The organism is Ornithinibacter sp., assembly GCF_035443565.1.
Lineage (GTDB): Bacteria > Actinomycetota > Actinomycetes > Actinomycetales > Dermatophilaceae > Fodinibacter.
The window spans coordinates 1-18,629 of record NZ_DAORSO010000027.1; the positions used below are offsets into that span (position 1 = coordinate 1).

Annotated in this window: 22 protein-coding genes and 1 pseudogene; 5 read left to right on the forward strand and 18 right to left on the reverse strand. The window is 70.8% G+C overall.

The genetic code is table 11. The features are described 5' to 3' along the window. The 3 genes and pseudogenes from PLL68_RS04980 to PLL68_RS04990 form a co-directional block, all read right to left on the reverse strand. Positions 1-653: pseudogene (locus tag PLL68_RS04980) on the reverse strand (hypothetical protein); the annotation flags it as partial. A 56-nt stretch (positions 654-709) separates the two neighbouring features. After that, positions 710-1,831: an SGNH/GDSL hydrolase family protein gene (locus tag PLL68_RS04985; RefSeq protein WP_324532218.1), complete on the reverse strand. Its 1,122-nt coding sequence runs from the start codon at positions 1,829-1,831 to the stop codon at positions 710-712. Positions 1,832-1,905: 74 nt separating this feature from the next. Next, positions 1,906-2,340: a hypothetical protein gene (locus PLL68_RS04990; RefSeq protein ID WP_324532220.1), complete on the reverse strand. Its 435-nt coding sequence runs from the start codon at positions 2,338-2,340 to the stop codon at positions 1,906-1,908. A 205-nt stretch (positions 2,341-2,545) separates the two neighbouring features. Between PLL68_RS04990 and PLL68_RS04995 the strand changes: the two genes are divergently transcribed. Both PLL68_RS04995 and PLL68_RS05000 read left to right on the forward strand, forming a co-directional pair. Continuing rightward, positions 2,546-3,610, forward strand: a complete 1,065-nt coding sequence (locus tag PLL68_RS04995) for an OmpA family protein (protein WP_324532222.1) — start codon at positions 2,546-2,548, stop codon at positions 3,608-3,610. A 2-nt stretch (positions 3,611-3,612) separates the two neighbouring features. Continuing rightward, entirely contained in the window at positions 3,613-4,188 is a 576-nt protein-coding gene (locus PLL68_RS05000) for a hypothetical protein (protein WP_324532224.1), read from the forward strand. A 76-nt stretch (positions 4,189-4,264) separates the two neighbouring features. On the opposite strand, the gene PLL68_RS05005 is transcribed toward PLL68_RS05000, so the two are convergent. From PLL68_RS05005 to PLL68_RS05055, 11 genes are all read right to left on the reverse strand, one after another. Beyond that, positions 4,265-4,930: a hypothetical protein gene (locus tag PLL68_RS05005; protein WP_324532226.1), complete on the reverse strand. Its 666-nt coding sequence runs from the start codon at positions 4,928-4,930 to the stop codon at positions 4,265-4,267. A gap of 95 nt (positions 4,931-5,025) precedes the next feature. After that, positions 5,026-5,229 (reverse strand): hypothetical protein, encoded by a 204-nt coding sequence (locus tag PLL68_RS05010; protein ID WP_324532228.1) that lies wholly within the window; start codon positions 5,227-5,229, stop codon positions 5,026-5,028. A gap of 186 nt (positions 5,230-5,415) precedes the next feature. Next, positions 5,416-6,036, reverse strand: a complete 621-nt coding sequence (locus PLL68_RS05015; RefSeq protein ID WP_324532230.1) for a response regulator — start codon at positions 6,034-6,036, stop codon at positions 5,416-5,418. Then, positions 6,033-7,178 carry a sensor histidine kinase gene (locus PLL68_RS05020; RefSeq protein WP_324532232.1) on the reverse strand — a complete coding sequence of 382 codons (1,146 nt, stop codon included), beginning with the start codon at positions 7,176-7,178 and terminating at the stop codon, positions 6,033-6,035. The genes PLL68_RS05015 and PLL68_RS05020 overlap by 4 nt, the downstream gene beginning before the upstream one ends. A gap of 22 nt (positions 7,179-7,200) precedes the next feature. Continuing rightward, positions 7,201-8,109, reverse strand: coding sequence for a type II secretion system F family protein (locus PLL68_RS05025; RefSeq protein ID WP_324532233.1), 909 nt, complete (start codon positions 8,107-8,109; stop codon positions 7,201-7,203). Beyond that, entirely contained in the window at positions 8,106-9,029 is a 924-nt protein-coding gene (locus PLL68_RS05030) for a type II secretion system F family protein (RefSeq protein WP_324532236.1), read from the reverse strand. Before PLL68_RS05030 ends, PLL68_RS05025 begins: the two co-directional genes overlap by 4 nt. Then, positions 9,029-10,342 (reverse strand): TadA family conjugal transfer-associated ATPase, encoded by a 1,314-nt coding sequence (locus PLL68_RS05035; RefSeq protein ID WP_324532238.1) that lies wholly within the window; start codon positions 10,340-10,342, stop codon positions 9,029-9,031. Before PLL68_RS05035 ends, PLL68_RS05030 begins: the two co-directional genes overlap by 1 nt. After that, positions 10,339-10,674 (reverse strand): TadE/TadG family type IV pilus assembly protein, encoded by a 336-nt coding sequence (locus PLL68_RS05040; RefSeq protein WP_324532240.1) that lies wholly within the window; start codon positions 10,672-10,674, stop codon positions 10,339-10,341. The genes PLL68_RS05035 and PLL68_RS05040 overlap by 4 nt, the downstream gene beginning before the upstream one ends. A 17-nt stretch (positions 10,675-10,691) precedes the next feature. Further along, a complete protein-coding gene (locus tag PLL68_RS05045) occupies positions 10,692-12,359 on the reverse strand; it encodes a CpaE/TadZ family protein (protein WP_324532242.1) in 1,668 nt (555 codons plus the stop codon). Beyond that, positions 12,356-13,054, reverse strand: coding sequence for a Flp pilus assembly protein CpaB (gene cpaB / locus PLL68_RS05050; protein WP_324532244.1), 699 nt, complete (start codon positions 13,052-13,054; stop codon positions 12,356-12,358). The genes PLL68_RS05045 and cpaB overlap by 4 nt, the downstream gene beginning before the upstream one ends. A 29-nt stretch (positions 13,055-13,083) precedes the next feature. Continuing rightward, on the reverse strand, positions 13,084-13,803 hold the full coding sequence (locus PLL68_RS05055) for a hypothetical protein (RefSeq protein ID WP_324532246.1): 720 nt from the start codon (positions 13,801-13,803) through the stop codon (positions 13,084-13,086). A gap of 188 nt (positions 13,804-13,991) precedes the next feature. Between PLL68_RS05055 and PLL68_RS05060 the strand changes: the two genes are divergently transcribed. Next, positions 13,992-14,552 carry a hypothetical protein gene (locus PLL68_RS05060; RefSeq protein ID WP_324532248.1) on the forward strand — a complete coding sequence of 187 codons (561 nt, stop codon included), beginning with the start codon at positions 13,992-13,994 and terminating at the stop codon, positions 14,550-14,552. Between the two features lie 51 nt (positions 14,553-14,603). Then, a complete protein-coding gene (locus PLL68_RS05065) occupies positions 14,604-14,987 on the forward strand; it encodes a hypothetical protein (protein ID WP_324532250.1) in 384 nt (127 codons plus the stop codon). A gap of 5 nt (positions 14,988-14,992) precedes the next feature. Here the strand turns inward: PLL68_RS05065 and PLL68_RS05070 are convergent, their stop codons facing one another. The 3 genes from PLL68_RS05070 to PLL68_RS05080 are packed head-to-tail and all read right to left on the reverse strand — an operon-like array spanning position 14,993 to position 17,345. Continuing rightward, positions 14,993-15,403, reverse strand: coding sequence for a hypothetical protein (locus PLL68_RS05070; protein ID WP_324532252.1), 411 nt, complete (start codon positions 15,401-15,403; stop codon positions 14,993-14,995). Beyond that, entirely contained in the window at positions 15,400-15,933 is a 534-nt protein-coding gene (locus PLL68_RS05075; protein ID WP_324532254.1) for a hypothetical protein, read from the reverse strand. The genes PLL68_RS05070 and PLL68_RS05075 overlap by 4 nt, the downstream gene beginning before the upstream one ends. Next, the gene (locus tag PLL68_RS05080) at positions 15,930-17,345 is read right to left on the reverse strand and encodes a hypothetical protein (RefSeq protein WP_324532256.1); all 1,416 of its coding nucleotides are present in this window, start codon (positions 17,343-17,345) and stop codon (positions 15,930-15,932) included. Before PLL68_RS05080 ends, PLL68_RS05075 begins: the two co-directional genes overlap by 4 nt. Before the next feature lie 188 nt (positions 17,346-17,533). Between PLL68_RS05080 and PLL68_RS05085 the strand changes: the two genes are divergently transcribed. After that, positions 17,534-18,160: a hypothetical protein gene (locus PLL68_RS05085; RefSeq protein ID WP_324532258.1), complete on the forward strand. Its 627-nt coding sequence runs from the start codon at positions 17,534-17,536 to the stop codon at positions 18,158-18,160. On the opposite strand, the gene PLL68_RS05090 is transcribed toward PLL68_RS05085, so the two are convergent. Beyond that, positions 18,144-18,629: prepilin peptidase (locus PLL68_RS05090; protein ID WP_324532260.1), on the reverse strand; the 486-nt coding region annotated here is incomplete at its 5' end. The genes PLL68_RS05085 and PLL68_RS05090 overlap by 17 nt on opposite strands.

The following is an 18,629-nucleotide window of genomic DNA, read 5'->3' on the forward strand; positions in this document are numbered from 1 at the left end:
GTGGGAACGGCAGCGACAGCCGCCGTGATGGTCTCGGGGTCGGGGGCGTCGCCGGCCCGGTACGAGACCACACCGATGAGGAACTCCCCGTCCGCCAGGAGGGCGACGTCCTGCGTGACGGGCCGGTCACCCTGGGACGTCATCCGCCACACCACGGCGTTGGCCGGCACGTCGGCGAAGGAGACCTGCTCGATGGCGAAGCGCGTGACCGGGCTGGTCGGCGACTCCCCGCGGGTCTCGAACGTCGTGCACGTCGGCAGCGCCGCCTTCAGCGCCGTCACGACCTCGGCGGCGAGACCGTCGCGGTGGGCCTGCACGTACTGCGCGACGAACGGCCCGACCCCACTCCTGGCGAATCGTTGGCGGGCCGAGCCCGCGGGCTGCTCGGGCTCGATGTCGACACCGCACACCGTGAGCCCGAAGCCGGGGGGCGGCGGTTGGCTCTCGCGCCAGCCCTCGCCGAGGGCGGTCAGCGGGATGAAGTGGGCCTTCGCGCGGGCCTCGAGGGCGGCATCACCGCCCGGGGTGCTGGGGGTGGCGGATGCCGTGCCCGACCCGGGTGCGCCCGTCACCGACGACTGGGGCGTGCTCACGACGTCGTCACCGCAAGCCGTCATCAGCAGCATCCCCGCAACCGCAAGGGTGGTGCCCACCAGCCGTGCCCCTCGAGTCCCCACCCCACGAGAGCCTACGGTGTGCCGCCGGGACATCACGGGTACCTCGGGTTGCGCAGCTGCTCGGCGAGCAGTGCGGCCATGGCTGCATGTCCCTGGGCGTTGGGGTGGAACGAGCCGGGGTCGGTGATGGCCAGACCCGGCCCTCCCCAGTCGAGGTCGTTGATCCACTGCTCCCCGTCGGCCGCGCCGACCCCGTGGCCGAGGAAGGCCTGGGTGGGGTCGATGAACTCCACCCCGGCCTCACGGCAGGCCTCGCGGAGCATGGCGTTGAGCTCGTCGGCCTTGCTGTTCATCCACACCTGGTCCTCGTTGAAGAGCATGTTGTTCAGTTCCTGACTGGGCGGGTCGTTGAACAGCCGCGGGTATCCCATGATGACGATCCGCGCGTTGGGTGCCTGCTCGCGCATCCGCGTGTAGAGCGCGACGAGCTCGGGCTGCAGCTCCTCCAACCGCCGGTCCAGCTCGTCGTCCCACGTGGCCTGGCAGCCGTCCGTGAACGGGACACCACTCCCGCCGTTGAGCACGCAGTCCTGCAGCACGGCACCGAAGCCGAGGTCGTTGCCGCCGATCGACATCGTGACGAGCGAGGTGTCCTCGGTGAGGGCGTCGAGCTGTGGGCCCTCGTCGTCGTTGCTGCCGTTCGGGTTGTCCAGGTCGGTCTGGGTCGCGCCCGAGCAGTAGACCGCCGTGAAGCCACCGGAGAAGTCGAAGTCGGGCGAGGCGTAGGTCTGCTCGGCGTACGAGGAGGTCGAGCGCCGGCACCGGTTGTGCGAGTCATCGCCCCAGTTGCCCGGGTCCCAGTCGTCACGGTTGTCGTAGTTCGTGCCGTCGTGGTAGTCCCCCGCGCCCTCTCCCGAGGCGAAGCTGTCACCGAGGGCCACGTAGTCCCCGCTCAGCGCCTTCTCGAGCGCCGTCTGCACGCTCTCGGCGGTGTCCTCACACCCTTCGCCGAGGAAGATCCGGCACACGGCATTCGTCGTGTGCTTGGCCAGGTCACCGTGGACGATGCCGAACAGCACCGCGGCGACGACGAGCGCAGCAGCCGCGATGATCCCGCCGTACTCGAGCCCGGCGGCACCCCGCTCCGTGGTGTGCCCCCCTCGTGGCACACCACGGCCGCGCACTGCCGCATCGCGGGGCCGCTCACCTGGCATGTCCCGACGCTAGGGACCGCGGATGCCGTCGGGCAGGGTCCCCGGGCCCAGCTGCGGGCCCAGGTGCCCGCTCGTCAGGCCAGACCGAGGAGGCCGATACCGGTCGTCACGGCGAGCAGCACGGCGGTGCGCACGGCGGCGGCCCGGTGCGCACCCGGCATCCCGGCCGTCACGGCGGCGACGACGGCGGCGCCCGCGATCACCCACGGGTAGGCCGAGGCGCCGGTGTCCAGGACCTTGCCGAGGACGACCCCGACCCACGCGAGCACCGTCGCGGACAGGGCCGCCCACGGAGTCAGTCGCCGGAGCCGCTCGATGACGAGCATCACGGCCGCTGCCGCGCCGAGCAGGAGCGAGTAGCGACCGACGAGGTACTCGGCGCTGGCGTCGTCGGTGGCCAGGAGGTACACGTCGAGCCACACGACCGGCAGCGTGACGAGCGCGAGCACCAACCCCCACGTGACGAGCCCGGCCCGCGGATGCGGCGACGGGTGCTCCTGCGCGGTCATGAGCCGGATCCTATGGCGGAGGGTCACTCCCTGACCCGGCGGACGAATCTGCGGTCAGGGGCTGTGGGAATGCCTCCGGCCCCTCGCACAACCCCTCTGCACCGGACCCCGAGGTTCGGCGACCACGTGGCTTAGGCTGGACGGGACGATCATCCAGGCCCGGCCACCGAGAGTGCTGCCGGAGCCACCCGGGGAGGAACCACACGTGACGACCGTTCGCTCCAGCCTGCGCTCGATCGGGGCCGCCACCGCCGTGGCTGCCCTGCTCGTCGCGGGATCACCCGCCGCATCCGGGACGGCCGCAGCCGCCGACGAGATCCCGATTCTCGGCCAGGCCCTCACGATGGGGACGGTCACCGCCGGACCTCCTGCGGTGGTCACGGTGCACGGGGTCCAACGGGTCGACAACGCCACGATCGTCTACTGGTCACTCGGCATCCCCGAAGGTTCGCAGGCGGAGTTCGCCGCGTCCTACTTCGGCCCGTCCACGCTGTTGTTCAGGGCGAAGCGAACGGGTGTCAACCAGTCGGACGTGACACTGACCGACGGGGCCGCTGGTCTCACCTACCGCCCGATGGAACCGACCGGCAAGTTCAGGACCTGCGTGTGCGGCCCGTCCACCACGATGACTGACCTCACTCCGGGGCAGGCTCAGGTCATCTGGTCCGCCGTGGCTCCACTGCCTGCGGGCGTCGCGACGGTCGACGTCACCATCGCGGAGCAGGTCATCCCGAACGTCCCCGTGGGAGACGGCCCCCTGCTGCCCCTGGCCGAGGACCAGAAGGCGCCGTTCGTCCTCGGCATGGGGTGGCCCGAGCCCGACCCCGAGCTCCTGGCCACGGCCCGCACGTCGCAGCCCGCCGCCTTCGAGCTCACCCAGCGCGTGTCCAACATCGAGCAGAGTGTCACGACCTCCACCGGCGAGGTGTCCTTGGCCGCGGACGTGCTGTTCGCCAAGAACTCCGCGACCCTGACGGCCAAGGGCACGAAGACGGTCGCCGATGCCGCCGCGCAGATCAAGGCAACCGAGACCGGCAAGGCCCTGACCGTGACGGGTCACGCGGACTCCGACGGCTCGAACTCCTACAACCAGTCCTTGTCGGAGAAGCGGGCGAAGGCCGTCGCGGCGGCGCTCACCAAGGCCCTCGGCGGTGGGTACACCATCACGGCCGTCGGCAAGGGCGAGACCGAACCGATCGCGTCGAACAAGACCACTGCGGGCAAGGCCAAGAACCGCCGAGTCAGCATCACCTACACCGGAGGACAGTGACCGTGGCCCAGCCCCCCCGTCGTCCCCGCCTCACCCTGGCGATCCTCGGTGTCGTGTCCGTCGTGGCGCTGTCGTCCTGCACGGGGGACGACCCCGAGCCCTCGGTGAGCCCGACCGGATCCGCGTCGTCGAGTGCGTCCACGACGCCTTCGACGCCGCTCAGCGACCAGAGTGCTCTCGTGCTCGGTGCGCAGCTGCCCCCGGTGGCTGGCAGCTCGACCGGAGACGTGGCCGGCGCGCCGGCCACCCTCAACGTGGCCACTGTCGTCGCCACGAAGGGCGGCAGCGTCCTGACGTTCTGGCACACCGGGACGGAGAAGATGTTGGTCAACGCCGGAGACCTCTCCTGGGAGGCCCAGCCCGTGCTGGTCGACGTCGGCGAGCAGAAGGTCTACGAGCCCGTCACGTTCGTGGATGAGCAGGGGGACACCCGCTGCCTGTGCACGGACGCGGCGTACATCGGTGGGGTGCCGCAACCGCGCACGATCTTCTTCCCCGAGCTGCCCGACACGGTCACCACCGTCGAGGTCCGCCAGGCCGGCTTCGACAAGCCGATCAGCGTTCCGGTCACCCGCTGACCCGACAGACACAGATTCGGCGCAGGGAGGCGACGTCGTCGCCTCCCTGCGCCGATTCCGTCGACGTCGATGGCCCCTAGTCGGTGAGGCGAGGGTCGGCCTCGATCTTCAGCTGTCCCCAGCCGAAGCTGGGTGGCCCACCGCTGCCCGGGAAGGTGACGTCGAACTCCACGTCGCCGCACCGGCCCTTCTTCACCACGTCGTCGGGTGTCGGAGTGGGCGTCGGCGTGGGGGTCGCCGTCGACGTCGACGAGGGCGTCGGCGTGGGAGTCGGCTCGGGCTCGGGCGGCTCTGGTGCATCCGGGAGGACGCAGGGGCCCAGCCTGAGGTCGAGCTCGGCAACTGCCGATGCGTCCTCCCTGCGACCCGACTCCAGCACGGCCTGGCTGCGCACCGTCACCTCGATGCGGTCCTGCACGGGGTAGTAGCAGTACGACGTGACGGTCGCGCCGTTGCGGGCGGCAAAGCTAGCAGCCTCGCCGCGGCCGAGGCCGCAGGGGATGCCGCCGCCGTCTCGCACGGCATCCTTGATCGCCTGTGGAGCGTCCCGGGCGATCGCCTGGGCGCCCGCGAGCGCCGCGGCATCAGCAGCGGTCTGCAGCCCGGATACCTCATCGGTCGCGGAGACCAGGCGCGAGTAGGCCGTCACCCCCAGCGCGAGGAACAGGATGGCCATGGTGAGCACCAGCCACATGGCTGCCTGACCGCTCTCGCTCGGCTCAGCGACACGCTGACCCGGCATCGGATCCCTCATGATTCTCCCCCTGTGCCACGGACGATGCGTGAGTGGGGGGTGGACGTCGTCCACCCCCCACTCACGCTGGATGATCAGGTCGATCAGCCCGGGGAGAACAGGTCGGTGATCGCGTTGGCGACGCTGCTGTCGACACCGGCGCCGTCGATGGCGCCCCAGATCAGGGCGACGACCAGAGCGGCGACGGCGATCATGCCGGCGTACTCGAGGCCGGTCGCACCGGCCTCCTTGCGGTCACGGAGCGTGGTCAGGGCGGTGGTGAACTTTGCGCTGAGCTTGGCAGTCATTGGGTGTCCCCTCATCGGTGGTGCGTTCGGGCGTTGGCGCCCTGTGCTGACAAGACCAACGCTATGAAGATCGCGGTGGTGGCCACAGGGCCCACGGACCCAACTGCGGACCCAACTGCGGGCCCACGTCGCGACCCATCCGCGGACCCGGTCGGGGGCCCGGGCGACGGCCCACCCGCAGGCAGGTCATCGACCGAGCCACCGGACGATGGCCTCGGCCCTGGTGGTGACTGCGAGCACGGCGAAGATCTGGTTGATGTGGTTCTTCACGGTCTTCTCCGCAAGGAACAGGTGCTTGGCGATGTCGGAGTTGGACCGGCCTTGCGCGATGAGGTCCATCACCTCGACCTGGCGGGCGCTCAGGCCGAGGTCCCCCGCGGGTTCGGGCACGACGGCCACCGGGCCACGCTGGATCGCTCGCATGGCGATGTCCGAGACGGGAGCCGCTCCGCTCGCGGTCGCCCGCACCATGTGCGCGAGGGACTCGGCGTCGAACGTCCCGTGGACGAGGTAGCCCGCGGCGCCGGCGGACATCGCCCGGTGGATGCTGTTCTCGTCATCGGTGAAGGTCAGCATGAGCACCCGGGTCAGTGCCGCTATCTCGGCGACGATGGACAGGCCGTCGCGACGCGGCATCCGCACGTCGAGCAGGAGGACGTCCGGACGGGACGCACGAACGAGGGCCAGGGCCTCGTCGCCGTCGCCGGCCTGCCCCACGACCTCGAGGCCGGGGTCGGTGCCGAGCAGGGCCAACAGCCCCTTGCGCATGATGTCGCTGTCGTCGACGACCCCGACGGTGACCGTCATCGCTCCACCCGGTGCAGGACCGGAACCCGGCACTCGACGAGCGTCCCCCGGCCCGGCTCCCCGGTGACCGAGCACCAGCCACCCACGCGCGCCATCCGTTCCTGCATCCCGTCAACTCCATGGTGTCCGGCCGCCTGGGCGGCTCTGAGGGTGTCGGGGTCGAAGCCCGATCCGGTGTCGCGCACGGTCAGCACGAGGAAGCCGTGGTCCTCGCGCAGCTCAACCGTCACCTCGCAGGGCCCCGCGTGGCGGTGCACGTTGTCCAGGGACTCCCCGAGCACCGACAGCAGCTCGTAGCGCGTCGCCTCGTCGCCCGTGTCGACGTCGTCGATCATCAGGTGCGGGTTGCGACCACTGCGGGCCGCCCAACCCAGGACCACCTGGGTCGTCGCCTCGGACAGAGTGCCCTGGGACGTCTTGGCGCGCAGGTCGACCATGACCCCACGCACCTGGTGGACCGCCGTCGCTGCCATCTCCCTGATCGACAACGCCGACTCGGCGGCCCGCTCCGGATGCCGTTGCAGTTGCAGCGGCAGAGCCGTCGCCGTCATGGCGATGCCCTGCAGCGACTTCGCCAGGTTGTCGTGGAGCTCGCGAGCGACCTTGGTGCGTTCCTCGGTGGCAGCCGCCGTCGTCACGGCATCCCGCAGGGTCGCCTGGGCGCGCGCCTCGGACTCCAGCGAACGGCGCATGGTCAGCCCGAGCAGCCACAGCGTCACGTAGACGAACGGGATGGTCACCCACGCCGTGAAGGCTGGGCCCTGGGCGCCGGCACCAAGAAGAGCGGCTCCGACGTACAACGAGACCAGGCAGATCATGACGATCGCGCCGCTGAAGGGCTCCAGCCACAGGCCCAGCAGCAGGGCGGTGGTGAGGGCGGCCAGGAGCAGCGGGCTGTCGATGCCGTTGACGGCGACGATGCCGGCCAGCAGCACGGCGTCCGCCATGGCGATGAGCGGGTGCCGGCGGGCGAGGTCGAGCACCGAGGTGTTCATCAGCCCGTAGAAGCTCGTGAACCCCATGACGAGGAAGCCGATGGTCGTCGCGAGCGACATCCGGGTGCCGCTGAGCGCCAGCAGGCCCGCGGCCAGCCCGACGAGCCGCGCCAGCAGCGTCACCTGGGTGAGCTGGCGCAGCGGCATGGCCACCCCGACGTGCCCTGGCCTATCCACCGAGGATTCCGCCGATCTGGTCGGCGCCCATGGCCAGGACCATGCCACCGACGAGGATGACCAAGGCACCGGGGATGAGGACCATGGTCATCACCAGGCTGATGCGGGGCTCGATCTTGGCGGCCTGCTGCCGCATGCGCTGGGCATTGGCTCGTCGCATGTCCGCTGCGATCTGGTTCAGGGTGTCCGCGAGTGGAGCGCCGAGCTCCTCCGCCTGGAGGTACGCGGTCACGAACTCGTTGACGGCATCGGACCGCGTGCGGTCACGCATCGCGGTGAACGCCGACCGCACGCTCGCGCCGTTGGTGATCTGGTGCAGGACGGTGTTGATCTCCTCGGAGATCGCGCCACCGAAACGCCGAGACACCGTGGCCAGGGCGGAGCGGAAGCCCAGGCCAGCGCTCACCGTGACGGCCAGCACGTCGAGGAAGTCGGGAAGGTCGCGGTCGATCGCCTCTCGGCGTTTGCGGGCCAGGCCGGAGAGCTGTGCCATGGGCAGGACCCCGACGATCACGACGGGGAGCACGACGTACAGCAGGTTCCCGGCCGTCACGCCGAAGAGGAAGATGGGCGCCAGCACGATCCCCCACATGACGAACTTCGCCAGCACAGCATCGACGTCCAGGCCGCTCGGCCGACCGGCCATGTCGACCTGCTGCTGCAGCCATCGGACGGCCGACCGGGGCAGCGCCCGGCGCACCCGGGGCACCACCCGGTACGCCAGCGCCATGAGGGCGCTCTGGCTGCCAGCCCGGTCGCGTGCCGACTTGTTGAGGTAGAGCACCTCGTCAGCGTTCAGCCCGACGTCCGGGTCCGTGCGCAGGAGGTGGTAGCCGCGCAGGAGCAGCACCACGGCGAGAGTGGCGACGAGCCCCGGGACGACGCTGGCGAGGAGCGTCATGGCTCGATCCTCGTCATCCGCCGGATCAGCAGGTATCCACCCGCGAACAGCGACCCGCCGACGACCAGCGCCACCTGCCCGATCGGCTCGCGCGTCATGCGGTCGACCGTGCCGGGCTTGATGCTGTTGAGCATGAAGAGCATCGCAAAGCCCATGAGGATGACGAGGTTCGACGACGCGACGGACTGCGACAGGGTCGTCGTCACCTCACGTCGGGTCTCCTTGCGCTGGTCGAGGGTCTCGGCGATGTCCCGCAACGCCGTCACGAGCGAGCCGCCGCTGCGTGACGCCACGATGAGGGTGGACATGAGCACGTTGGTCTCTCGAGACCCGACCCGGTCGTTGAGCTCCTCGATGGCGGTGGCCAGTGGCGCCCCGAACTTCAACCGGGTGGCGACCCGGGTGAGCTCGCTGCTCGCCGGCTCGGGCAGCTCGGTGCCGGCGATCCCGACAGCCGTCGCCAGCGAGAGCCCGGCGTGGCTCGCGTTGGCCAGGACTCGGGCGAGCTCGGGCAGCTGGGCGATGAACTTCTCACGGCGTCGAGCCTTGGCCCGGCTCAGGTAGCGCCGGACGAGCACGGCGGCGAGGGCGATGCCCAGAACCGCGAAGACGGTGGAGACGAATCGCCACAGCACCCACGTTCCGACGGCCCCGGCAGCCACCCCCACCCCGAGCACGTGGATCGGGCGGTGGCTCAGGCCGGCGAGATCGAGCTCGCGGACCAACCACCCTCCGAGGCGCGTGCGCTGCAGCCGCTCGTCGAACTCGCGCAGCAGGGAGAACTCCCGCTCGCCGCGAGCGAACTCAGCGGCGCCGACGGCCCGACGACGACTGGCGAGAAGTCCGAGGAACTGGCGCAGGGCCAGGACGAACATCATCGAGGCCGTGAGGGACCCGACGATGATGGCGAGGACGACCATCAGGCCACCTCGACCAGCGACAGGTCGGCCCCACCCTCGGTGAGTCGCTGCCGTAGCGCCGCGGGCAGTTCGTACACGTCGAAGCGACCCTGCGGCGTGGCCGGGTCGCTGCGGTCGATGACGTACTGCATGAGGGGCACGAGGTCGAAGTCCTCCTGGCGACGGCTGCGCACCCACGACACGTCGACGACCCGGCGTGACCCGTCGGCGAGTCGGTTGAGCTGGACGATGATGTCGATCGCCGAGTTCACCTGGTCGCGCAGGGCGTGGAAGGGCACTTCGACGTCGCTCATCGAGGCCAGCGTCTCCAGTCGGGAGAGGGCGTCGTCCGGGTTGTTCGCGTGCACCGTCGTGAGCGACCCCTCGTGACCGGTGTTCATCGCCTGGAGCATGTCGAGCGCCTCGCCGCCGCGGCACTCGCCGACGATGATGCGGTCGGGACGCATTCGCAGGCTGTTGCGCACGAGGTCACGGATCGACACCTGGCCGCGACCCTCGACGTTGGCAGGTCGGGTCTCGAGGCGGATGGTGTGTGGCTGGTTCAGGCTGAGCTCGGCGGCGTCCTCGATGGTGACGATCCGCTCGTCGGGGTTGATGAAGGACGACAACGCGTTGAGCAGCGTCGTCTTGCCCGAGCCGGTGCCGCCCGACACCACGACGTTGAGCCGCCCCTCGACGCACGCCTTGAGCAGCAGGGCGGTGCGTCGGTCGATCGACTCGCGTTCGATGAGCTGGGTCAGGCTCAGCGCGTGCGGGAAGAGCCGGATGGTGACGGTGGGCCCGTTGAGGCTGAGCGGTGGGAGCACGACGTTGACTCGCGCGCCACGCGGCATCCGGCTGTCGGCGGGCAGACGCGCATCGACCATCGGGCTGGACTCGTCGACCCGGCGGTTCACCGTCGAGACGATGCGGTCGATGGTCTGCATCAGCTGCTCGTCGCTGCTGAACGGGGCCGGCCAGCGCTCGAGCTTGCCGGCCCGCTCGACGTAGATGGTGTCGTGCCCGTTGATCATGATCTCGCTGACGCTGGGGTCGTTGAGGATCGGCTCGAGCACACCCAGCCCGACCGCCTCGTCGACCACGCGCCGCACCAGCTGGTTGCGTTCGCTCGCCGACAGGATGACGCCCTCGCGGGAGACGAGGTGGGCGATGACGCGCTCGAGCCTGGCCCGTCGCTGGTTGGCATCGATCTTGCTGAGCTCGTGGAGGTCGACCTCCTCGAGGAGCATGCGCCGGAAGGTGACGACGAGGCTGTCGTCCTCCTTGGTCGCCGCGGTGACGGCCCCGCCGGTGAAGGAGCTGTAGTCGTTCACTTGATCACCGGCATCGTGACGCTGCGGGTCACTGACCCGATGTCGAGCTTGACGACAGTCGGAACCTTGACGGTCACCGAGTAGGTGTAGCCGTCGGCACTCAGCGTTCCCCCGTCTCCGGCAACCTGCATGATGCCGGGCAGGGCACCTTCGGCAGCCGCGCGCGGGTCGCCGCCCAGGGAGTAGGCGCGGGCGCCGTCGCGCGCCGCCTCGTGGGTCGACACGATGGTCCACCCCGCCACCCCGAACTGCAGCGCCACGAGGGCACCGAAGATCACCAGCGGGGCCACACCGGCCACCTCGAGGGCGGCCGCGCCGTGTTCGTCGCGCACACCACGACCTCGGCGGCTCATTGCTCCCTCACCACCGTGCGCGTGCTCGTGAGCGAGGTCGGCAGCCCTGCGGGGAAGCCCTTGACCACGGGAACGGTCACCGACACCCGGTCACCGGATGCCGCGACGGAGAGTCCGCCGCGCAGGCTCCGCGGCACCGCGGCCCGGGCGGCGCGCTCGGCGTCACCGGCATCTGCGGTCACCGAGTACTCACGAGAGGCCACCGACGAGGCGTGCCCCGCGTAGATGAAGGAGAATCCCGTCACCGCCGTCTGCCACCCGATGAGGCACAGCAGCACGGCAGCGGGGAGGATGCCGACCGTCTCCAGGCCGACGGCGCCCGACTCCCTGGACCGGCCCGCTGTGACCGGCTCGGGTGCAGGCCCGGCTTCGGCGGTGGCAGCGGGGTCCTCGGAGGGCTGGGGCAACGCCTTGCCCCGTGGCGTGCGCTCTGCCTTCTGCCGACCCTTCGGCTTCGCCGTGGGCGTCTGCGCGGACGTGCCCCGCTTGGAGCGACCCTTCGATGCCGTGACCGGCGCCTTCGCGAGGCCGAGCTCGACACGCAGGCTGCTGATCAGGCTCCACCAGGCGACCTCGGTGACAGCCCGCGGGTCACGGTCGTTGATCGAGGCCTCGAGGACCCTCGGTGAATAGGGGATCTGGGTCTCGACGACGTGGGCCGTCGTCAGCTTGGCGACGGCGTTGGCCGGGAAGAGGCTGGCGCGGTCGACCTTGTTGACGAGCACCTTGAACCCCGGCTCCTCGCGGACGCCGAGAGCCGACCAGGCGATCATCCGTCGCCGCATCGCGCGCACGGACAGCACGTCAGGCGTGGTGACGACGAGGCACTCACCGGCCAGCTCGACGACCGAGGCCTGGGCGGGAGAGACGTGGCCGCCACCGTCGAGCACCACGAGGTCGAACTCGCGGCGCAGCAGGGAGACGATGGCCCGGATCGCCTCGGGGCTGACGAACTCGCCCTCACGGACGTCGAGTGGGGCCAGGAGCAGGTGCAGCCCGGACTCGTGCCGGATGACGGCATCGTGGACGGCGTGGGGGGAGAGGTCGGCGGAGACCTTCGCGACGTCGGCGATCGACACCGACTGACGCACCTCGAAGATCGCCCCGACGTCGCCCTTCTCGATGTCGACGTCGACGAGGCACACCTTGTCCTGCGGGTGGTCGCGCACGTGGTCGAAGGCCAGGTGGGCGGCGACCGTCGTCGTGCCGACCCCGCCCTTGGCGCCCACCACGGCCACGACCTCACCGCGGGTGGTGTTGGTGACCGCGGCACCGGCGAGCACGGCCTTCATGTGCTCGCTCCACTCGGCCGCGGCGATGACGCGGGTGGACACGTCCTCATAGGCGAACGGGTAGGCGACCACTCCTCGGGCGCCGTCCTCCATGGCCTTGATGACCAGCGCGGGCGTTCGGATCTGCGACACCTGGATGACGGCCGTGGACGGACGCCGGTTCGCGAGGTCCCGGATCGTCTGTGAGACCGGCTCGATGCCGAGGGTCTCGTGGACGAAGACCACGTCGGGCTCGAGCCGCGAGGCGAGGTCGACGAGTTCGGTGGGGGACTTCGCGACCGCCCGGACGGTGAAGCCGTCCATCTCCTCGAGGAGGGACATGAGGTCGGCGACGAGGTTCTCGTCCGCCATCCCGATGATGACCTGGCTCATCGCGCTTCTCCTTCGGGAACGGCGGTACCCCCGAGTTCGGAGGCGTCGAAGGCGTCGACCTCACCTCGGCGGTCGGTGCCGACGTCGTTGGGCAGCGCGACCAGTCGCACCTCGGCGGCGAAGTTCGCGGCGTAGGTCAGGCTCATCGCGACCTTGGGCACGACAGCGAGCGTCACGGGGATGACCGACTGCTCCTGGATGCCGCCGTCCCCGGTCTGGGTGACCTGCTGCTCCCCGGCGATGGAGACGACCCGGATGTCGCGCGCCAGCACCTTGACCGACTTCGGCAACCCGGGCACGTCGGCGAACACGGCGTACAGGTCGACTCGGTCACCGGGACGGACCCGACCGGCCACGCCCGTCACGGAGTCGACGTTGACCGCGACCTCGCGCTCGTCCTGGGTCAGGCTCGAGCTCGGGATGAGCATGTCCGACGACACGGTCGACCCGGCGTTGAGCCGGAATCCGACCCGCCGGCCGAGGAGGTCGTCCATCCGCAGCACGGAGGACTTGGACACCCACCGCTCAGGAACCTCGACCGGCTCGAGGTTGTCGGTGCTCAGCGCCGTGTACGGCTCGATCGGCTGCGTCGCGCGGTAGACGGTGACGCGTGAGCCGACCTGGCTGTTGACGTTCGCCACGTACCCGGTGACGACGAAGAACGTGGCGAGGGCGACGAGGATCGAGATGGCCATGAAGACCAGACCTCGCCGTTGACGGGGATTCATGCAGGCTCCGTGACGCGACAGTGGACGTGGCAATAGGGACAGGTGACGGCGTTCTGACGGCTGGCACACACCGGGCAGGTGGCCGTGCCCTCGGCGGGCCGCGCGACGGGGGCCAGGGCGACGAACTCCGCACCAGGGGAACCGTGGGCGCTCTTGACGTCGGCCAGCACGGGGACGGACTGCACGGCGTGGGTGCCGGCCAGCGCGACGACGGCCGCGAACTCGGCCGACCCGGCATCCGCGCCGACGAGCAACGGGTGCCCGACGGGCGGTGCCTCGAGGGTGCGGCCCACCGACGCAGCGGGTGTGGTCATCGCGACGAAGCCTCGACCGAACAGCGAGCGCACGTGCATGCCCAGTCCGGGCTTGGGGTCGACCAGCCTGGTGACCGAGCGCAGCCAGGTGCCGGACGCTGACGCCGTGGTCAGGTGGTCGAACGCGCCGAGGACCGCGACGGCATCCGAGCCGGACTCGAGCGCGTTGAGGCCGCTGGCTGCCAGGGCGACGGACGTCGTCGGAACCACCCGGTGGGCGACGGCGACCTCGGGTCGGGCGCCGGCGAGCGTGGTCGCGGCAAGCCTGGCCACCGACCCGGACGTGGGCCGGGAGGCGATGACCACGTGGTCGGCCCCGAGGGAAGTGACCCAGCCCGGGATGTCCGCGAAGGCCGACTCGGACGCCACCGCGACGCGGGGGTCGTCGGCGATCCACGGCATCACTCCACCGTGATTGATTGAACCTTCAACCACAATGAATGCGACGTTTGATTCCATGCGAGAACCTCCCCCACGCCCCTCGGCGATCATCTCCCCGCCGGTCGCCGCGATCATTCGCGGCCAGTTCGACCCGGCTCCACTGCGATGTACGCTACACGCCGCGAGCCCCCCGCCCGAAGGTGCGAACAGTGAAATTGACCCAACGAAAGCGCACAAATGCTGACCGAACGCACCTGCTCGGCGTGCTCGGCAGCGTGCTGCTCGCCACGATCGCCGTCGTGAGCATCGCGGTCGGAGCGCTCGCCTGGAGCCAGCCCCGCACCGACGTGGTCCGGCTCTCGCCGGGCGTCCCCGCGAGCCTCACCCCCTCGCCGCTGTTCGACCCCGGGTCCACCGTGTTCGCCCAGGGGGAGGACGAGGACCCGGCCGATCCCGCGAGCTGGGGGTGTGTGCTCCTGCGCGACGGAACAGAGGTGTCCTTGCAGGTCAGGCCCGATTTTGATGCCGTCGGCAGCCGCGTGCTGGAGGGCGAGCCGTACGTCCCGGTGGTCGCCGTGGGCACCACTGTCGAGGGCGACCGGCTGCGGTGCGACCCGGCGACGGCCGACACCGTCGCGCTGGCGGTGATGCCGACCGACGTCGGCGTCCGAGCCGTGCCGCTGGCCTTCGTCGTCGGGGGCATCGCAGCGCTGGGCATCGCCGGGCTGCTCCACCCGAGAGGTCGCGGCATCCGGCGCTTCGGATCCTGACCGCCCGCCTCTCGCGGCGCTGCAGGGCGCGTTCCTTGCCATGATGGCGGGATGACACGCACTCGGGGGACCTGGTGGAGCGCGGCGCTGGTGGCGCTGGCGGTGACCGCCTGCAGCAGCAGCGACGACGAGGGCGCCGAGCTGCTGGCCGACACGATCGCCGGGCAGACGCTCACCGTGCTGGAGTCGCCGGGGACGGCGACGATCTGGGTGTCGTCGCCGGACGGGTCGGACCCACGACCGGGCGGAAGGCCGGACCCCGGCCTGTGCACCGTGAGCGGCCCCGGCTCACCGCGGCTGACCGAGCCGCAACAGGGCAACAGCCGTCTCGGGGACACCGCCCTCTATGCCCTCGCCCAGGTCGAGGACCTCGAGCCGCAGGTGTCGATCACGTGCCGGGGGAACGGCTTCAAGCACATGTACGTCGGGAACTGACCCGCTCAGTGCAAGCGGTGCAGGCCGTCGTCGCGGCCCGCCTCGGGGAGCACTCGCCGAGCCGTGTGCCACGCGAGGAGCACCCACACCACCGCGTCGGCCACCCACGCGAGCATCGGCGGCGCCCCGAGCGCGCGGGTGAACAGGGTGCTGGCGGCCCAGCTGGAGGGAGTGGCGACGTAGGCGAGCAGGGCGACGCCCAGCCAGAGGGCCAGTGACCCGCCGTGTCCCCAGCGGATGAATGATCCGAGGGTGCTCACGAGCAGCACGAGCACGAGCACCGACTTCAGGACGACCCCGAAGGGCGCACTGCCCGTCACGCCCGCCAGGGCACCCGCGGCGACCACGCAGACGCCGGTCCCGATCACCAGGACGAGGAAGGCACCGACGCCGGCCGCCCAGCGCTGCACGTTCACGACGCCGCCGTCCGCAGTCGTCGGGCGGCTCGCGTCCCGACCCACCAGACGCCGAGGCCGACCAGGCCGACCCCGCCGAAGAGCGCAGCCTGGAGCACGCGCACGAGACCGGTGCGGTGCACGAGCAGGACATCACCGACGTCAGCCCCCTCGGCCGCGCAGGTCGTCGACTCCCCCTCCCGCAGCTCGACCCGGGCCCCGGTCCCGAACCAGGGCGCGCCGTCGATGACCCGGTCGTCCGGGATGGGGAACTGCAGCGTGCTCACCTGCTTCCCGGTGCCGTCCCGACACACGACGTCCTGCGCAGCATCCGTGCTGACGAAGACGTCGAACGCCACCGACCCGGAGAGGTCCGAGGTGACGGGGCTCCCCGCGGGTACGGGGCCGACGGTCCGCTGCTCGGTGGGGCCCTGCACGACGATGCCGACCGCCAGTGCGAGCAGGATCAAACCCCCGAGGAGCGCCGGCCAACGGACCATGGCGAACAGGCGGGTGTAGTCCTCACCGGTCGCTCGAAGGGCCCGGGTCACGCCGCGCACCCTTCCCACTCGACCCAGGAGTCACCGTTGAAGTACTCCGCCCGATCCGACACCAGGGACGAGATGGTGACCTCGGCGCCGACCCCGACCTTGGCGATCCAGGCGGCATCGAAGCTTCCGCCGTACTGGTCCTCGTTCGCGGTGAAGGTCTGGCGGGACTGGTAGCCGCGGTCGGCGATCGCCTCGGCGAAGTCGAGCGTGGCCGGGACCACGGAGAGGGTGTCGACGATGCGGGTGGGGTCGTTGAGGTTGGGCGGGCCGGCGGTCGGGTTGGGGATGTAGGGCGGCAACCCGGGGACCGACTCCATGTTCATGGCTCCGAGGAACGCGGAGGCCACCTGGCGGTCGGCCGCGGTGGCGACCGGCAGCTCGGCCGTGTACTCCCACCGCTTCCCGTCGTCGCTGGGGTCCTCACCGGCGTAGGCGGTGCCGGTGGCGGCGTACTTCACGACGACGGCGGTCACCTCACCATCCTTGTCGCGCTCGATCTCGATGACTCCTTCGAGCTCTCCGGACGCGCCCGCCGTGGCCTGCACGATGTCGCCCGTGCCGTCACCCCCGCGGACCCCGGCACTGACGCTGCCGTCGAAGGTGGCGGAGTAGTACGTGGTGCTCGTCCCGTCGGCACCCTCCCGAAAACCGAGAAGGCCCTGCACCCCGACCCCGCCCTGCGCGTTGGCGGCGATGAACGTGGCGGATGCGCTGGCCTCGGCCGAGACGCCGCCCTCGTAGTACGTCTCGCTCGGGGTCGGAAGGCTCGGGACCCCGGCGAGGTCGGTCAGCCCGTCGGCCGCCCAGCGCACCGGGTTCGGTGCTTCCCACCACAGGATCGGCACCGATTCGCCTCCCACGACGAGATCCTTGGCCACGTCGGAGGCATGGGCCGCCACCAGGTCGTCGACGGCGTCGCGCGTGGGCAGCAGGTAGACCTCACCGCCGTTGAAGATCCCGTCGGCACTCGCCCACGCTCCGGCCTCGAGCCCGAAGGTCTCGTCGGCCCACGCGCCCGTGAGGCTGAATCCAGCCCCGCCCTCGACGCCCACCGAGCCGGACGTCCCTCGAGTCACCCGGTACGTGCCGTCGGACAGCGACTCGACGTACCAGTTCTCACCGGCCCCGCCCGTGATGGCAACCCCCGCCTTCACCGAGCTCTCCCGGCCGTCGGCGCTCACGACGCACGGCTCGACCGGCATCCGGTCACTCGCCGTGCCGGCCACCTCGCAGGAGCCCTGACCGAGGGTGAAGAGCTTGCAGATGGCAGCAGTGACCCCGCGTGCCACCGGCATCGAACCGCCTGCCACGCCGAGGAAGACGGCAGCCACGACGAGGGCAGCGACCGCCACGAAGCCCGCGTACTCGAGCGAGGTGGCGCCTCGCTCCCGCGCGCGGTCAAGCGTTCTCATCGTCGTCCCCTCAGGTGCGGTCCCTCGACATCGCCCCGCCACGCCCGGGTCGGGTGGCAGCTGCCGTCGAGAACCGGTTTCAGCGTTTCACAGGAGGCAGCGACGGGTCTTGGGCCCGTGGTCCCAAATGTCAAGGTCCGCGCAACAGCGATGAGGTCATCACCACGTGCGCTCCTAGACTCCGACGCATGCTTGGTTCCAGCCGCCGCACCCGTCGCGCCACCGCCCTCAGCCTGATCGCCGTCGGTGCCCTGCTGACGGGCTGCAGCGGGTCCGCGAGCGACGCGGACCTCCCGCCACGACTGGAGTCCATCCGCCCGTCGGAGACCCCCAGCCCGGTCTTCGCCCACAGCGCCAAGGCCCAGATCGATGCCCGGACGGTGTCCGGCGACGGCTGGAGCATCCAGGTGCCGGCCAGGTTCGAGGAGCAGACCGCCCCCGGCGCCGAGGGCACGACGACCTACCGGTGGATCGCCCCGGCAGCGGGAGCCCAGCCACCGCTCGTCGCGGTCGTCACCGACGCCAAGCCCCGTGCCGATGCCATCGAACAGTCCAAGACCCTCGAGATCGCGACCGAGGTCGACCCCAAGGTCAAGGTCACCCGCTCCGAGCTGGAGTGGCCGGGAGCCCAGCGCGCCATCCTCCTGCAGTGGACGGCGCCGCAGCAGGGAGGTACCGACGGCACCACGACGTGGCAGCTCATGGTCCAGGTCAACTCCGGGCTGATCCTCAACGCGGTGGCCATCGCCCCGGAGGCCGACTTCGCCGAGCTCGGGTTGGCCGAGGTGCTGTCGACCTTCACCCCGTCGAGCTGAGCCCGAGCACCCACCCGAGGCCCGGGGCGGCCAGCACGAGCACCGCGCTGCCGATCATGTGCGGCCCGAAGGCCAGGGTCGAGCGCCGGTCGGCCCGGCGAAGGCCGATCAGGACCAGCCCGAACACCCCCGCCGACACGAACGCGAGCACCGAGGCGAGCACCACCGCAGCCCAGCTGTGGAAGGCGAGCAGCACCCCCAGGCTGGGGGCGAGCTTGACGTCGCCGAGCCCCAACCCGGTCCCCCGACCGAGCAGCGCGAGCACCAGGTAGACCACGCCGAGCACCACGCCACCGAGCACCCCCCGCACCCAGTCACCCCCGGAGCCGGTGACCAGGGCGACCAGCCCCGTGCCGAGCACACTGGCCGGGACCAGCGGCTTGGTGAACCGGTCGGGCAGCCGCCGCACGTCGATGTCGATCGCCGCCATCGTCAGCAGCACCGCCCCGAGCGTCCACGTCACGAGCGC

Excerpts from the sequence above, each read along its gene's own strand:
- PLL68_RS05015 (WP_324532230.1), bottom strand. The coding sequence starts at position 6,036 with ATGACGGTCACCGTCGGGGTCGTCGACGACAGCGACATCATGCGCAAG.
- cpaB (WP_324532244.1), bottom strand. The coding sequence starts at position 13,054 with ATGGCCATCTCGATCCTCGTCGCCCTCGCCACGTTCTTCGTCGTCACC.
- PLL68_RS05025 (WP_324532233.1), bottom strand. The coding sequence starts at position 8,109 with ATGACGCTCCTCGCCAGCGTCGTCCCGGGGCTCGTCGCCACTCTCGCC.
- PLL68_RS05010 (WP_324532228.1), bottom strand. The coding sequence starts at position 5,229 with ATGACTGCCAAGCTCAGCGCAAAGTTCACCACCGCCCTGACCACGCTC.
- PLL68_RS04985 (WP_324532218.1), bottom strand. The coding sequence starts at position 1,831 with ATGCCAGGTGAGCGGCCCCGCGATGCGGCAGTGCGCGGCCGTGGTGTG.
- PLL68_RS05045 (WP_324532242.1), bottom strand. The coding sequence starts at position 12,359 with ATGAGCCAGGTCATCATCGGGATGGCGGACGAGAACCTCGTCGCCGAC.
- PLL68_RS05030 (WP_324532236.1), bottom strand. The coding sequence starts at position 9,029 with ATGGTCGTCCTCGCCATCATCGTCGGGTCCCTCACGGCCTCGATGATG.
- PLL68_RS05085 (WP_324532258.1), top strand. The coding sequence starts at position 17,534 with ATGCTTGGTTCCAGCCGCCGCACCCGTCGCGCCACCGCCCTCAGCCTG.
- PLL68_RS05020 (WP_324532232.1), bottom strand. The coding sequence starts at position 7,178 with ATGCCGCTGCGCCAGCTCACCCAGGTGACGCTGCTGGCGCGGCTCGTC.
- PLL68_RS05005 (WP_324532226.1), bottom strand. The coding sequence starts at position 4,930 with ATGCCGGGTCAGCGTGTCGCTGAGCCGAGCGAGAGCGGTCAGGCAGCC.
- PLL68_RS05080 (WP_324532256.1), bottom strand. The coding sequence starts at position 17,345 with ATGAGAACGCTTGACCGCGCGCGGGAGCGAGGCGCCACCTCGCTCGAG.
- PLL68_RS04990 (WP_324532220.1), bottom strand. The coding sequence starts at position 2,340 with ATGACCGCGCAGGAGCACCCGTCGCCGCATCCGCGGGCCGGGCTCGTC.
- PLL68_RS05055 (WP_324532246.1), bottom strand. The coding sequence starts at position 13,803 with ATGCCGTGGATCGCCGACGACCCCCGCGTCGCGGTGGCGTCCGAGTCG.
- PLL68_RS05065 (WP_324532250.1), top strand. The coding sequence starts at position 14,604 with ATGACACGCACTCGGGGGACCTGGTGGAGCGCGGCGCTGGTGGCGCTG.